Origin of the sequence: Actinomadura madurae (assembly GCF_047130825.1) — a bacterium.
Classification (GTDB): Bacteria; Actinomycetota; Actinomycetes; order Streptosporangiales; family Streptosporangiaceae; genus Spirillospora; species Spirillospora madurae.
Genome location: NZ_CP083237.1, coordinates 4,138,886 through 4,152,469, shown reverse-complemented (window position 1 = coordinate 4,152,469; position 13,584 = coordinate 4,138,886). Strand labels below are relative to the sequence as shown.

Genomic DNA, 13,584 nt, shown 5'->3' with positions numbered 1-13,584 from the left:
CGGCTACGCCCCCTCCGCGCCGCCCACCGGCCGCCCCCAGGTCAGCTTGACCTTCAGGTGCCCCTCGACGGACGTCTTCGCGATGACGGCCCCGGCCGCCGCGTTCAGCTTCACCCCGAACTCCAGCTCGACCGCGTCCGGGTCCAGTTCCCCGCCGCGCAGCGAGGCGAGCGCCGTCTCCGCCGCGTCCCGGACGTTCTGGAACGCGTCCTCGAACTTGGCGGCCGCGTCATGGACCAGCTCCCCGGCGCGGGACACCGACTGGAACCCCGGCTCTCGTGCGTCGCTTTCCACGACGATCGTGCCGTTCTCGGTCTGCCACCGCACCAGTTCGTTCACCCGGCCAATTTAACAAGTTGACCTCCTTCCGACGGCTGAAGCCGGGGGATACCGGTCGGCTCGCGGCCAGATCGATCGGCACTCGACTAGTGCCGGTCAGTGGGCTCTATCGCCGATCCAGCGCAGCGGCCTGGCGAACGCGAGTTGGACCAGCCGGTCGGTGAGGAAGCCGCAGGCGCCGAGGCTGATCATCGCCGCGATGACATAGTCGAAGCGGAACTGGTTGTAGGAGTCGATCAGCACATAGCCCAGCCCCGACTTGGCACCGAGGATCTCCGCGATGACCACGGTCGTCCAGGCGATGGCGGCGGCCACCCGCAGGCCGACCGCGATGGACGGCAGCGCGGCGGGCAGCACCACCTTCCCGATCACCTCCCCGCGGGTCGCGCCGAGCATCCGGGCGGCGCGGATCATCCGCACCTCGACGTACCGTGCGCCGGACAGGGTGTTGATGTAGACGGGGAAGAACGTCGCCAGCGCGGTGAGGAACACCGCCGGCCGGTCGCCGATGCCGAACAGCACCAGCGCCAGCGGGACCCAGGCGGTGATCGAGATCGGCCGGATCGCGTTGATCGTCGGGTCGAGGGCCCGCCGGGCGAGCAGCGAGACGCCGCCCGCCAGGCCGAGCACGACGGCGAGCGCGGATCCGATCAGGTACCCGGTGAGGATCCGCACCAGGCTGGCGCCGACGTGCTCGCTCCAGGTGCCCGAGTAGATCGACGCGGGCACCAGATCACCGGTCGTCCCGCTGCCGGCGATCCAGACGAGGAGCGCCGCGGCCGCCTTCGTCGCCGGTGGGAAGAGCCCGTCGGCGAGCAGTCGTTGCCGTCCGGCGTACTCCCACAGCGCCAGGACGACCAGCGGCACGATGATCGGGATCAGGCCGCGGGCGACCCGCCGGGTGACGGCGAGGGGTCCCGGCCGATTCGATTCCGGGGGACGGACCGTGTCCGTTCCCGGGGTGGAGTCCGTGGTGGTCATCAGCCGCTCACCCCTTGCCCAGCTGCGTCGCCGGCTTGCCCGTCGCCTTCTCCATGAACGTGTAGTCCAGCCGTGCCACCAGGTCCGGAGTGGTGTCGCGGGGAATCTCGCCGAGTTCGGCGAGCGTCTGCGGCACCTGCCGGATCTGCTGCAGGTTCAGGTCGGGGTACCACCGGACGTGCTCGGACTCCAGGGCAGCGGCCAACGGCGCCGACTTGCCGCTCGACGCGGCGTACTTCTGGAACGTCTGCACCCACAGCCCCTTGTCCCCGTCGAGCTTCGCGCCCTGGGCGAGGAAGGCGGTGACGGCCTTCTGCACGTCCCCCCGTCGCTTGCCGATGACCGCGTCGCCGGCGAGCACGCCGCTGGCGACGAAGAACGAGCCGTCGTACAGCGTCGACTGTATGCTCGGGACGATCTTGCCGAACCCGCCGTCCACGGCGAGTTCGGAGTTCGGCGGGAACGTGACCATCGCGTCGATGTCGCCGCGTTGCAGGGCGAGGTTGAGTTCGTTGAAGCTCTGGATGTTGACGAACTTCGAGTCCTTGTTCAGGTTCAGGCCCTGGGCGGCCATCGCGGTCACGATGTTGACGTACTGGGTGGAGCCGCGGACCGATCCGATCCGCTTGCCCCGCAGGTCCGTCCAGCCGTTGATGCCGCTGTCCTTGCGCGCCACGAACACCGAGCCGTTCGCGCTGATGCCGGAGACGAAGCGGGCCCGCAGCTTCTGGGTGGCAAGAATGGACGCGACGTTGTTGTAGCCGGCCGTTCCCATGTCGATCGACCCGGACGAGAGCGCGACCAGCACATCGTTACTGCTCTTGAACGGTACGAGCTCGGCCTTCAGCCCCTGCGATTCCAGCTGGTCGGGGAGCGACGCCCAGGAGGCCCACGACAGCGCCGGGACCCAGCCGAGCTTGAGGGGCGCCGCCGAACCGGACGACCCGTCGGACGAGCCGCAGCCCGGGAGGACGGCGATCGCCAGGGCCGCGGCCGCTGTCGGCAGCCACCTGCGGAAGGTGGTGCGAACTGTCATGGAAGTCTCCTTCATGGCGGGCCTCGGATGCACGCGACGCGTGCCGAGACCACGGCTGGGGCCCCGTCGGACAGCGCGGATCAGCGGCGCGCTTCGAGCTGATCGGCCCGTACGGCCTCGGAATGCAGGGTGTCGAAGAGGCGCGCCTTGAGTTCGAGGAACTCCGGCGCTCTGGTCATCGCGTAGCTACGGGGCCGGGGCAGAGGCACCTGGAGTTGCTCCTTGACCCGGCCCGGACGCGCGGTCATCACCACCACCCGGTCGCCGAGCAGCAGCGCCTCGTCGATGTCATGGGTGACGAAAAGCACCGTCTTGCGCTGGGTCTCCCATAGTTCGAGCAGGAGTTCCTGCATGATGATGCGGGTCTGCGCGTCCAGAGCGCCGAACGGTTCGTCCATGAGCAGCACGGGCGGGTCGTTGACCAGCACCCGGGCGAGGCCGACCCGCTGCCGCATGCCGCCGGACAGTTCGAGCGGGAGGTTGTCGGCGAATCCGGTGAGGGCGACGCGGTCGATGATGCCGTCGACGGCGGCGCGGCGGCGCGGATGCTTCCGGCCGGCGCGCAGCGAAGGGCCGAAGGCGACGTTCTGCCGCACGGTGAGCCAGGGAAAGATGTTGGCGTCCTGGAACACGACTCCACGGTCGACACCGGGTGCCGTCACCGGCTCTCCGTCCACGACGCAACGGCCGGACGACGGTGCCTGGAAGCCGGCGATGACGTTGAGCGCCGTGGACTTGCCGCAGCCGCTCGGGCCGAGCAGGCAGACGAACTCCTCGTCCGCCACGCTCAGATCGAGCCGGTGCAGGGCGGTGACTTCGGCCGCGCCCCGTTTCGGGCCCGGGAAGGCGACGGTTACCTCTGCCAGGTCGATGTCGGCCATCAGGAATCTCCCGGGACTGAGCGGGTGCGTCATGGTTGCGACAAAGTTAAATTCCTGACCGGTGCATGGGTGATGCTTGTTTCGGCAATATCGATACCCGCACGGCTATCGGGGTGGACGCCTGACTCAGGCGAGATCGTGTGCTCTGCCGTGCTTAGCTGGAGCGAAGTGCGGCCAGGGGAGGACCCAGGATGATCACGGTGGAGCAGGTGCGGGAGCTTGCGAGGACGCTGCCGCGGACGTCGGAGCACCTGATCAGGGACCGGGTGAAGTTCCGCGTCGGCTCGATCGTCTACGTGGCGTTCTCCCAGGACGAGACCGTGATGGGCTTCGCCTTTCCCAAGGAGGAGCGTGCCGCGCTCGTCGAGTCGGAACCGGCGAAATTCCACCTGCCGAGCGAATCCGACATGCGCTTCAACTGGGTCCACGCGTGGACGGCCGAACTCGACGAACCGGAAATGCGCGAACTCGTCATCGAAGCCTGGCGGATGGTCGTCCCCAAGAAAGTCGCCGCCGCCCGCCTCGGCCTCTGATCAGTGCGGCGGCGGGGTCAGGCGTCGGCCGGTTCGGCCTCGGGTGCCGGGTCCTCGATCGGCTCCGGCTCGGGATCCGGCCGGGCGGACGGGACGCGGCCCCACGCCATCGCGGCGGCGAAGCACGCGAACGGGAGCGCGGGCAGCATGTAGCGGTAGTCGAAGTCGACCGTGATCGGCGGGACGGCCAGGAGGACGACCGCGGACGTCCAGAAGAGCGCGGTCCGCGCGCGCGCCCGCCGCCACACGATCCCGGCCGCGCCGAGGAGCAGAACCCCGCCGAGCACGCTGCCGGGGACGCTCACACGCTCCTGGTAACCGCGCATCACGCCCGCATACGGATCGACGATGTGCGTGCGGCCCGTTCCGTGCGAGTACTCGTCCACCACTTCGCGCCGGTTGCCGCCGCCGAGCACGGGCAGATCGGGCTTCCGCGCGGTGGGTTTCGTCGGGAAGTGATACCGGGCCTCGGTCCCGACCGTCGGATAGCGCGACCGGTGCCACGAGAACGTCCGGACGAAGAAGTCGTACGAGACGACACGCAGATAGTCCAGCGGCTGGTTCTTGATGGCCCAGAACGCGAATCGCTGCGCCTGCGCGTTGGTCTCCGCGTCGAACGCCTTGCCGTTGGACCAGCCGGTCGGCGAGTTGTCCTCCCAGATCTGGTGGGACGAGGCAGGCCGTTCGTCCTTCGCCCCGTACGGGCACAGCTTCGCGATGTCGGGCGGGGGCGTGAAGCGGTCGCAGTCGGCGAACGCGGCGGTGCGTCCCCACAGGAAAATGCCGTCCACCCCGGTCATCTGGAACCGGCCGTGCTCCTGCTGGAACCACGTCGCGTACGCCCCGACCGGCAGGACGAACGTCACTGCGAGGGCCAGATGGACGGGCCAGCGCGTCCGCCTCACCAGCAGATACAGCACGGCGATCAGGAACAGCGGCAGCCCGATCGTGCGCGTGACGGACGCGAGCCCGAGCAGCGTCCCCACCAGCGCGGCCCGCCGCCAACCGGCCGCCCCCGGCTTCGCGAGCAGCAGCATCGCCCCGAACACCAGAACGGTGAAAAGGGTGTCCGACAACAGCAGATGCTCAAGTTCGATCTGAAAAGAATCCAGCAGAACCGGGGCGACGGCCAATGCGGCCCACGCACGCCGGACCTCGAAATCGCGGACGAGCATCCGATATCCGAGCGCGGCGATCCCAAGGATCGCCGCATGCTGCAACACCGTAATGAGCATCAGGCTGTGGAACGGCTTCAACGTCCACAGGAAGAGCCCGTATCCGGACGGCCGCAGCGGATGCGGGAACGGATCGTCCGCGATCCTGATGAAGTCGTAGCTGTCGTTGAACCACAGCACGCCCCGGAAACCCAGCATGGCGATGACCCGCAGCGCGATGCCCGCGAGCAGCACCACGCAGAACAGCCAATTGCGGCGAACGGCCAAGGGGGAGAACGACACCGGGAACCTAACTGTGGACGTGCGGGCGGACAGCGTCACGCCGGGCGGGCCGACCTGGCAACGTCACCACAGCCGCCGGCCGCGATCCTACCAGCGCCCCCAGCGCGTCAACGGGACCGTTGCAGGCCCAGCAGAAGCAGTTCGATCAGCCGGCGGGGATCATAATCACGGCTGCCGCCACGTCCGATGCAGAGGTTGCCGATGCCGCGCATCAGCTCGTAGGTCTCCACACGAGGCCCGATCTCGCCCGCCTCGACCCCAGCCGGGTCGCCGTGACCGGGCACTCGATGGGCGGGCACACCGCGAGCCTCCTGCTGGGTGCCCGCCTCACCGATCCGGACGACAAGTCGGAGGTCAACCTGGTCGACTCCCCAAGCGGGCGTGCTGCTCGTCGCACCCGGCAGAGGAGGCGACACCCTCGCGTCCCCACTCGGCCGCATCGAGTCCAAGTAACCGGTCAGCGGAGCCGGCCGGCCTCGCGCAGGTGATCGAAGATGACCTGGTCGACGGGTGACACACGGTCGCGGTCACCGTAACCGAGCCAGACCACCTCCTCGATCTCGCTACTGGGAACCGGTGTCCCCTGGTGGTCGGCGGTGTAGCAGGTCATCCGCACCATGACGCCTTCGGCGTGCCCATGCGCCTGAGCCCGAAAGGTGCCGAAGTACCGCGCGCTGCCGGGAACGATGGCAACGGCCAGTTCCTCATCGATCTCCCGAACAAGGGTGTCGACGTCGCTCTCCCCAGCCTCACGCTTCCCGCCGGGAAGATAATAGGCGTCCTTCCCCCGCGACCGAGTACTGAGAATCTTCCCGCCATCCAGATAGATCCAGGCGACCTTGTCAATGGTCATACCCACCATGATCTCCCACCAAGGCCGCCCACGCAGCCGCCGGCCCTGGCCCCGAAGCTAGAGTCGCGCCCCGCCCGGAGTGTCATGGACGTCCGCTCCGGCGTAGAACGCTGCTCCTCTGGGTTTGCCACACTCCGATGGCTGAGGGGGTGGAGTACCTACCGCTGCTTGAGGTCGGTCAGGAGCGCGCGGAACGCGCTCGGGTCGAGCAGGAGCCTGGGCCCGTCCGGGTCCTTGGAGTCCCGCACCCCCACACCACCAGCGATCGGCGCCAGTTCCACGCAGTTGCCGCCCAGGTTGTCGCTGTAACTAGACCTGCGCCAGTTCAGCTCCATCGTTCCTTCAAGACCTTTCGGATGAGACTCCGGGTTTCTGCCACCGATAGCGCGTGTGCCTGAAGGGTGGCAAAAGCCTTGCATGCGTAGAGCGTATCGGCTGGGTCGTTGGAGGTGTTCCCTCCGTTCAGAGTCGCTAGATAGACGACCTCGTCGCCGTTCTCCTGGGTGGCCAGGGTGAAGGGCGCATGGACGCCAGGGCAGTAGGCGATGGGAGCGATTTGAAGCTGCACGTGTTCCACCGTGGACATGGCCAGAAGATGTTCGCACTGGCTCCGCATCACGTCAGGTCCCCCTACGAGCCTATGTAGGACGCTTTCGTCCAACACAACGCACACCGTGGGTGGGGCGTCGCCGCTCAGGATGGATTGTCGGCGCATGCGTGCGCTCACTGCGGCGTCGTCGACCAGTAGTGCTCTGGCGTAGTCCTCGTTCTGGAGGAGGCCGTAGACGAGGGTGTTCTCGAATGCCCGGAGAAGCGCGGCCGAAGCCTCTGCCTCTGGAAAGTCAGCGAAGAACTTCGGGTAGGCGGACGACTTGACGATGTCGTCCCAGGCGTCGGTGAGCATCGTGTCCGTGCCGAGGGCCTGGTCCAGCCGGGTGGCGAAGTCTCGCCGGCATCGGGTGGTCCCGTTCTCCACCTGAGCGATGTAACTCCGGCTCACCGCAGCGCCTTTGGCGAGGTCAAGCCGCGATAAGCCCGCCTCGTTGCGAAGTCGGGTCACTTCCTGGCCGAAGCTGATCGTCTGACGCGTCGGCTTCCGTGCGGCCATCTCGCGCACCTCCTTGTAACCGGCTCGAACTGCCTGACATCCGTGTGCGTGTGTTGTCGCTCTTTCGTGGTGAGACTACGTAACGCAGTGGATTCTGTGCAGGGAGTTATGGAAGGTCGGAGGTGATCGGTTATGCAGGGCCCCGCGGAGATCGTTGTGTCTGTTCAGGCGGAGTCGATCAAGGTGGTTCGGGACTGGGTGGAGGACGTCCTGGAGAGGTGGGGGCAGGACGCGTATGTGGCGAAGGTCGTGGTGTCGGAGCTGGTGACCAACGTCCTCCGCCACACCGGGAGCACGACGGCGACCGTGCGGGTCGTCTTGGCCGACAAGGGGACGGTCGTGGAGGTCTTCGACTCCTGTGACGTTCTGCCGGTGGCCGGGGCGGCGGACCTGCTGAGTGAGGGTGGACGTGGCCTGGCGATGCTGGGTGCCCTGGTCAAGGAGTGGGGCGCCCAGCCGGTCGGGGGTGGAGGCAAGGCCGTTTGGGCGCTTCTGCCCGACGTTGCGACGTGAACGAGACCGACATCTTGGCCCGTTTGTGCGAAGGGCGCATCGCTGGGGCGGCCCGGGGCTTCGTTGCCGACCGGGCCGCCCGTGATCGGAGTCCTCGGGTCAGCGGTAGTCGTTCTCCTTCAGTTGGATGACCCAGGCGCGGCGCTCGGCGATCTTGCCGTCGCGCATGACGAACACCTCCGCCATGGACATCCGCATCTCGCCGCCCGCGGCCCGCCGCACCGTCCCGGTGAGTTCCGCCATGACGACATCGCCCTGTTCGACCATGCGCACGACCTCCAGGTGGGGCGGGTTGATGAACTCCGGCGGGCCGTCGATGGCCTTGTCGTAGGCCTCCTTGCCGGTCAGGTGGAAACCGCCGAAGACCGTCCACTCGATGTCGTCGGTCAGGCAGGACAGGATCTGCTCGTGATCGTTCTTCCGGAATCCGTCCAGGTAGGTGTTGACGGTCTCGATGTTCCGTGACACGTCCGCTCCTTCGATTCGGGTGCTGTTCATCGGGCGCCACCGGGCGGACCGGCGGTCCCGTTGACAGGTCGGAGCGGCCGGAGCGTTCTCGACATCCCCCGGCAATCCGTCCAGAAAACCGGCGGCTACGTCGATTGAGGGTGCCGCTAGGGGCGGAGGACGATCTTGCCGTGGGTGTGGCGCTGCTCCAGCTCGCGGAACGCGTCCTGTACCTGCTCCAGCGGGTAAGTGCTAGCGATCGGCACGTTGAGCGCCCCGCGGGTGGCCAGCCGGGCCAGTTCGCCGAGCACGACCGCGCACGCCGCCGCCCCTTCCCCGGCGGTCCGCGCACCGACCTTGGTCGCGGCCGCCCAGTCGCGGATGGTGTTGATCCGCTCGGGCCGCACGCCCAGCTCCACCGCGAGGTCCACGTAGCCGTCTCCGAACGTGTCGATGAACGCGTCGACGTTTCCGCTGGACGCCTGCCGGATTCGTTCGGCCACTCCCTCCCCGTACTCGACCGGGATGACACCGTGGTCCTTCAGCCAGGCGTGGTTCGGCTCGCTCGCCAGCCCGATCACCGTGGCGCCGAGCCGCCGCGCGAGTTGCACGGCGATGGAGCCGACGCCGCCCGCCGCTCCGGACACCACGACCGTGTCTGACGGTCCGGGATCGACCGCGAACACGGTGGCGTATGCGGTCGTGCCTGCCACGTACAGCGCCCCGGCCACGTCCCAGGACAGCCCGACCGGACGCGGGGTCAGCCGCACGTCGTCCACCACGACGAACTCCGCGTGGCTCGCCCTGTTGTGGGTGAAGCCGAGGATCTCGTCGCCCACCGCGACGCCGCGCACGTGCGGACCGACTTCCATGACGACGCCGGCCAGGTCGCTGCCCTGTCCGGACGGGAACGTCGCCGGCCACCGCTCGTGCAGCGCGCCGGTACGGATGTGGGCCTCGCCGGGCTGGATCCCGGCCGCGCGGACTTTGACCAGCACCTGCCCGGGGCCGGGTTCCGGACGCTCCACCTCCTCGACCCGCAGGACGTCGATCCCGCCGTACTCGTGGAACCGCACCGCTTTCATCGCGTGACCATCGCTCTTCCTCGTATGGACAAGCCCTGGACGGGGGCCGTGTCTCCGACCATGCCTTCGCACCGGCAGGCTGAGAACCGGAGCCTTTTCCCTAGGAGCGGCACTCCGAGGGTGCGTCCGCCGGATCCTGGTATCACTGGCGACATGGGGATGAACCGCGACGACCTGGCTGATTTCCTGCGCCGCTCCCGGGAGCGGCTGGGGCCACGGGACGTCGGTCTGGTCGAGGGGCCGAGGAGGCGCACACCGGGCCTGCGCCGCGAGGAGGTCGCCGCACTCGCGAGGATGTCGGCCGACTACTACATGCGGCTGGAGCAGGCCAGAAGCTCGCAACCCTCGGACCAGATGCTGGCCGCCCTGACACGCGCGCTGCGCCTGACCACCGATGAGCGGGACCACCTGTACCTGCTCGCCGGGCATCGCCCGCCGGAGGCGGCGCGGGCGGGGGAGTACCTGCGGCCCAGCATGCTCTATCTCCTCGACCAGCTGGACAGGGTTCCGGTCCAGGTTTTGAGCGACCTGGGCGACCTGCTGGCGCAGAACGACCTGGCGCAGGCGTTGTTCGGGTGCGTGTGCACCGTGGCGCGGGAGGACCGCAACATCGTCCTGCGCTGGTTCACCGAGCCGGACGTGCGCAGCCACTTCGCAGCCGAGGAGCACGAGGAGCGTTCGCGGCAGATGGTCGCCGACCTGCGCGCCGCGGTCGCCCACCGCGGGGACGATGCGGCCTCCCGCGCACTGGTCGCCCGGCTCCGCGCCGCCAGCACCGAGTTCGCGGCGCTCTGGGACCGGCACGAGGTCGCGGTGCGCCGATCACACCGGTACCGGCTCCTGCACCCCGAACTCGGCGCGATCGAGTTCGACTGCGAGGTTCTGGCGACACCCGCGGCGGACCAGCGACTGCTCGTCTTCACCCCACCGCCCGGTGGCGCCGAGGCACTCGACATGCTGCGCGTCCTCGGCCCCAAACACCGGCACGGCACCACCGGGACGCCCCCCGCCACCAACGAGCGTTAGCAGGCCGCCACATCGCGGTACTGGCGGGTCTCCTCAATACCTTCGTGGTTTCGGGCCTTGCCCGGTCAAGGGGCAAGGGGCTCGCCGGGCGGGCGCTGGAGGCTGACTCGGCGCTCGGTTTCGGCGAAGCCGAGCGATTGGTAGATCCTGATCGCCTCGGACTCCGGTTCGGCGACGATCACGAGCGTCCGGGCTCCCTCGGCCAAGGCCCGCGTCCCGGCGTAATGGACGAGCGAGGAGGCCAAGCCGCGCCGGCGGAAGGCGGGATGGGTCTCGACGTGCTGGTAGCGGGCCAACCCTTGGCCGTCGAGGACGACACCGACGCCCGCGCGCATCTCCCCGTCCACGAAAGCGCCGAACCAGGTGGCGTCGCCTCCCTGGCACAGCCGTCGTTCCTCAGCGAGTTTCGCCGTCACGAAGGCGGTGTTCTCCTCCGACGGCTCCGACTCGTCGCACGCGTGCCGCAGTTGTGCCGCCTGCTCCCGATCGTCCCCGCTCAGCGCGCGCAGGTCGGCTTGCGCCGGCCGTGCGGGCGCTTCGAGGGAGAAGGCCGTCAGGACCGGGTCGATCGCGACGTCGAGCCCCAGCCGCTCCCACTCCGCGAGCGGCCCCGCCTCCCCAACGACCCCGTCGACCCCGATCGCCACATGGGACGCGTCCGGGAACTCCGCGATGAAAAGGCCAGGAGCGTCCGGAAGCGCATCTGGGGTGACGAGCACGAAGTTACCCCACCAGAAGTTCGGGTTGGTGGGCGTCCGGACCACCAGGTAGGACGGGTGATCGGTGATGACCGAACCGGCCAGCCTGCGGAGCAACAGATCCGTACGAAAACCAAGAGACCGAACATCCACCCGGCGATCCTAAGTCGGCCCCACCGGGCGGTGCGGTCCGCCACCGAGTACCCCGCTCACCCTCGCCACGGCGCTCGCGGCCGCCCCGGCGACCGGAACCCTCACCTGAAACATCGCTACGCAAAGCATGAACACAGGACCACCAGATTGCTGATCTGCGTAAGCAGAAGACCAGTCTATTGACGCTTTGCGTAGCCGCAGAGTAGTGTCACTCCGCGACAAACACTCATGAATCCGCACGTCAGCCCCGATCCCGCGGACGTTCGTTCCTCATCGATCTCGGGCTTGTTCTGGCCTGGTCCCACTCACTCTGGGGGGTCTCGTATGCCCGGCGATCTACTCGACGGAATCGTGCAGGCGCTCTCGCCGCCCACCGTCTTCTGGCTGTTCCTCGGCGCGGCCGTGGGCCTGGTCATCGGAGTCCTGCCGGCGGTCGGAGCGACCGTGGGCGTGGTGCTGTTCCTCCCGTTCACCTACGGCATGGACCTGCCGACCGCCATCGTCTTCCTGCTGGCCATCTACACCACGGGCCAGTACGGGGACTCGGTCTCGTCGATCCTGCTGCGAACGCCGGGAGGCCCCGGGACCATCGCGTCCTGCTGGGACGGATATCCCATGGCCAAGCGCGGTGAAGGAGCCCGCGCGCTCGGCATCAGCACGCTCGCCTCGATGCTGGGCGGGCTGATCGGGGCCGTGATCCTGGCCGGCCTGGCCTACCCCCTCACGCAGGGGGCCATGGAACTCCAGCCGCCCGAGTACTTCATGCTCGGCATCATGGCGCTGGCCCTGGTCAGCGTCGCCGCCCACGGCCAGACCCTCAAGGGCATCGTCATGGCCGCCGCCGGCCTGCTCGTGTCCTTCGTCGGGCAGGATCCCATCGCGGGTTTCACCGACCGCTTCACCTTCGGCCTGGACCGGCTGTCCGGAGGCGTCCCCGAACTGTCGGTCTTCGTCGGGCTGTTCGCCATCACGCAGACCATGGTGATGCTGAGCGGCCGCGACGGCAGCCCCACGGCCGCCGCCTCCCGGCTGTCGTACGGCCAGGCCCTGCGCGGTTTCGGGGACGTCCTCTCCCGTCCGGCGACGGTGCTCCGCTCGTCGGTGACAGGGACCTGGATCGGCATTCTCCCCGGACTCGGCGTCACCACGGCCACGATCACCGCCTACCTGCTGGAGAAGCGCGCCGCCAGACGCCCGGAAGAGTTCGGCAAGGGGGCGCCCGCCGGGCTCGCGGCCGCCGAGACCGCCAAGGGCACCTGCGCCGTCGGTGACATGATCCCCACCCTGACTCTCGGGATCCCGGGGTCGCTGACCGGCGCGATCATCCTGAGCGCGTTCATCCTGCACGGGGTCCAGCCCGGACCGCAGTTCCTGTCCTCTGGCAGCGAGCCGTTCATCGTGCTCGCCGGGATCACCCTCACCCAGGTGCTCATCGTCATCGCCGGCTTCCCGCTCATCAAGGTCTTCACGCAGATCACCCGGGTCCCCAACCGGATACTCGCGCCGGTGCTGGTGGCGCTGTGCTTCCTCGGCGCCTATGTCGAACGCAACCAGCCGACCGATGTCCTCGTCCTGATCCTTGCCGGACTGTTCGGTTTCGCCCTGATGCGAGCGGGATATCCCGCCATCACCTTCGTGCTCGGCATCATCCTCGGCCCGGAGATCGAGAAGAACTTCCACCGTAGCCTGCAGATGGGCGGCGGCTCCCCGGAACTCCTGTGGCAAAGGCCGCTGACCATCACGTTCTTCGCCGTCATCGTCCTGTTCTTCTCGTGGCCCGTACTCCGCCGCGGCCTTCGGGGACTCCGCGGACACTGGCGGCTCCGCGGGCTCCGGCTCGGGCGGAAGGCGCCGAGCGGCGGTGCTCTCGTGGCCGATGCGCGGGACGCATTCGCCCCCGTGCCGGACGCGTCGGCCCCGGCGCCGGACGGCACCGTACCCGGCGCCGGGGAGGCCGCGGCGGAGGAGTATCTCGGGGTCGGCCCGCCCTCCCGGCGCGGCGCACTGATCCTGGAGGCCGCGCTCGCCGTGACCGCGGCCGTGCTGCTGGCCGTGAGCCTGCGCTATCCCGCCGACGCCGCGACCTTCCCCGTGCTCGTCTCCTCGGTGCTGCTCGCCCTGTCCCTCTGGCAGGCCGCACGGTCGCTGCGCTCGGGCGCGTGGCGGGCCGCCGCGATCGACCCGAGAGACGGTGCCGGCGCCTCCGACCGCATCGGCCGCGTCACCGGTGGCTGGATGTTCCCCGCCGCCACGTTCCTCGGCTACTACCTGGCCATCGGACTCGCCGGTTTCGTTGTCGCGAGCGTCCTCTACATGGCGCTGCTGCCCCTGGCCTACCGCTACCGGCCCGCACGAATTCCCGTCAGCACCGCGCTCGTCTGCGGAGCGCTACTCGTCGTCATCAGCAATGCCCTCGGAATCCTCCTTCCGGATGGGCTCTGGGGATAGCACCCAAAAAGGGAGCGTGTTCACAT

General features: G+C 68.6%; 16 protein-coding genes and 1 pseudogene. 5 read left to right on the top strand and 12 right to left on the bottom strand.

From position 1 onward, the window contains the following. Positions 1 to 3 precede the first annotated feature (3 nt). The 4 genes from K8Z49_RS18835 to K8Z49_RS18820 form a co-directional block, all read right to left on the bottom strand. A complete protein-coding gene (locus K8Z49_RS18835) occupies positions 4 to 339 on the bottom strand; it encodes a CU044_2847 family protein (protein ID WP_021592434.1) in 336 nt (111 codons plus the stop codon). 96 nt (positions 340 to 435) lie between these two features. Beyond that, entirely contained in the window at positions 436 to 1,320 is an 885-nt protein-coding gene (locus K8Z49_RS18830; protein ID WP_021592433.1) for an ABC transporter permease, read from the bottom strand. A gap of 7 nt (positions 1,321 to 1,327) precedes the next feature. Continuing rightward, positions 1,328 to 2,356, bottom strand: a complete 1,029-nt coding sequence (locus K8Z49_RS18825) for an ABC transporter substrate-binding protein (protein WP_021592432.1) — start codon at positions 2,354 to 2,356, stop codon at positions 1,328 to 1,330. A gap of 80 nt (positions 2,357 to 2,436) precedes the next feature. Continuing rightward, on the bottom strand, positions 2,437 to 3,237 hold the full coding sequence (locus tag K8Z49_RS18820; protein ID WP_412520047.1) for an ABC transporter ATP-binding protein: 801 nt from the start codon (positions 3,235 to 3,237) through the stop codon (positions 2,437 to 2,439). Positions 3,238 to 3,428: 191 nt separating this feature from the next. Between K8Z49_RS18820 and K8Z49_RS18815 the strand changes: the two genes are divergently transcribed. After that, the gene (locus K8Z49_RS18815; RefSeq protein ID WP_075020919.1) at positions 3,429 to 3,770 is read left to right on the top strand and encodes an MmcQ/YjbR family DNA-binding protein; all 342 of its coding nucleotides are present in this window, start codon (positions 3,429 to 3,431) and stop codon (positions 3,768 to 3,770) included. Between the two features lie 17 nt (positions 3,771 to 3,787). Here K8Z49_RS18815 and K8Z49_RS18810 read toward each other — a convergent pair whose 3' ends face one another. Together K8Z49_RS18810 and K8Z49_RS18805 are read right to left on the bottom strand one after the other, a co-directional pair. After that, on the bottom strand, positions 3,788 to 5,266 hold the full coding sequence (locus K8Z49_RS18810; protein WP_412520044.1) for a hypothetical protein: 1,479 nt from the start codon (positions 5,264 to 5,266) through the stop codon (positions 3,788 to 3,790). 68 nt (positions 5,267 to 5,334) lie between these two features. After that, positions 5,335 to 5,457 carry a hypothetical protein gene (locus K8Z49_RS18805; protein ID WP_021592428.1) on the bottom strand — a complete coding sequence of 41 codons (123 nt, stop codon included), beginning with the start codon at positions 5,455 to 5,457 and terminating at the stop codon, positions 5,335 to 5,337. Between the two features lie 18 nt (positions 5,458 to 5,475). On the opposite strand from K8Z49_RS18805, the pseudogene K8Z49_RS18800 reads away from it, so the two are divergent. Continuing rightward, positions 5,476 to 5,665 (top strand): annotated as a pseudogene (locus tag K8Z49_RS18800) (chlorophyllase); the annotation flags it as partial. A 19-nt stretch (positions 5,666 to 5,684) separates the two neighbouring features. Here the strand turns inward: K8Z49_RS18800 and K8Z49_RS18795 are convergent. The 3 genes from K8Z49_RS18795 to K8Z49_RS18785 form a co-directional block, all read right to left on the bottom strand. Then, positions 5,685 to 6,080: an NUDIX hydrolase gene (locus K8Z49_RS18795; protein ID WP_021592427.1), complete on the bottom strand. Its 396-nt coding sequence runs from the start codon at positions 6,078 to 6,080 to the stop codon at positions 5,685 to 5,687. A gap of 158 nt (positions 6,081 to 6,238) precedes the next feature. Beyond that, the gene (locus K8Z49_RS18790; RefSeq protein WP_021592426.1) at positions 6,239 to 6,415 is read right to left on the bottom strand and encodes a DUF397 domain-containing protein; all 177 of its coding nucleotides are present in this window, start codon (positions 6,413 to 6,415) and stop codon (positions 6,239 to 6,241) included. After that, entirely contained in the window at positions 6,406 to 7,188 is a 783-nt protein-coding gene (locus K8Z49_RS18785) for a helix-turn-helix domain-containing protein (RefSeq protein WP_075020921.1), read from the bottom strand. Before K8Z49_RS18785 ends, K8Z49_RS18790 begins: the two co-directional genes overlap by 10 nt. A 156-nt stretch (positions 7,189 to 7,344) precedes the next feature. Between K8Z49_RS18785 and K8Z49_RS18780 the strand changes: the two genes are divergently transcribed. After that, entirely contained in the window at positions 7,345 to 7,701 is a 357-nt protein-coding gene (locus tag K8Z49_RS18780) for an ATP-binding protein (RefSeq protein ID WP_161790960.1), read from the top strand. 99 nt (positions 7,702 to 7,800) lie between these two features. Here K8Z49_RS18780 and K8Z49_RS18775 read toward each other — a convergent pair whose 3' ends face one another. Then, positions 7,801 to 8,169: a nuclear transport factor 2 family protein gene (locus tag K8Z49_RS18775; RefSeq protein ID WP_412520041.1), complete on the bottom strand. Its 369-nt coding sequence runs from the start codon at positions 8,167 to 8,169 to the stop codon at positions 7,801 to 7,803. A gap of 146 nt (positions 8,170 to 8,315) precedes the next feature. Continuing rightward, the gene (locus K8Z49_RS18770) at positions 8,316 to 9,233 is read right to left on the bottom strand and encodes an NADP-dependent oxidoreductase (RefSeq protein ID WP_412520039.1); all 918 of its coding nucleotides are present in this window, start codon (positions 9,231 to 9,233) and stop codon (positions 8,316 to 8,318) included. Positions 9,234 to 9,386: 153 nt separating this feature from the next. On the opposite strand from K8Z49_RS18770, the gene K8Z49_RS18765 reads away from it, so the two are divergent. After that, positions 9,387 to 10,259 carry a helix-turn-helix transcriptional regulator gene (locus tag K8Z49_RS18765; protein ID WP_412520037.1) on the top strand — a complete coding sequence of 291 codons (873 nt, stop codon included), beginning with the start codon at positions 9,387 to 9,389 and terminating at the stop codon, positions 10,257 to 10,259. Positions 10,260 to 10,324: 65 nt separating this feature from the next. Here K8Z49_RS18765 and K8Z49_RS18760 read toward each other — a convergent pair whose 3' ends face one another. Continuing rightward, a complete protein-coding gene (locus K8Z49_RS18760; protein ID WP_412520035.1) occupies positions 10,325 to 11,074 on the bottom strand; it encodes a GNAT family N-acetyltransferase in 750 nt (249 codons plus the stop codon). Between the two features lie 360 nt (positions 11,075 to 11,434). On the opposite strand from K8Z49_RS18760, the gene K8Z49_RS18755 reads away from it, so the two are divergent. Continuing rightward, positions 11,435 to 13,558, top strand: a complete 2,124-nt coding sequence (locus tag K8Z49_RS18755; RefSeq protein WP_412520033.1) for a tripartite tricarboxylate transporter permease — start codon at positions 11,435 to 11,437, stop codon at positions 13,556 to 13,558. Positions 13,559 to 13,584 lie beyond the last annotated feature (26 nt).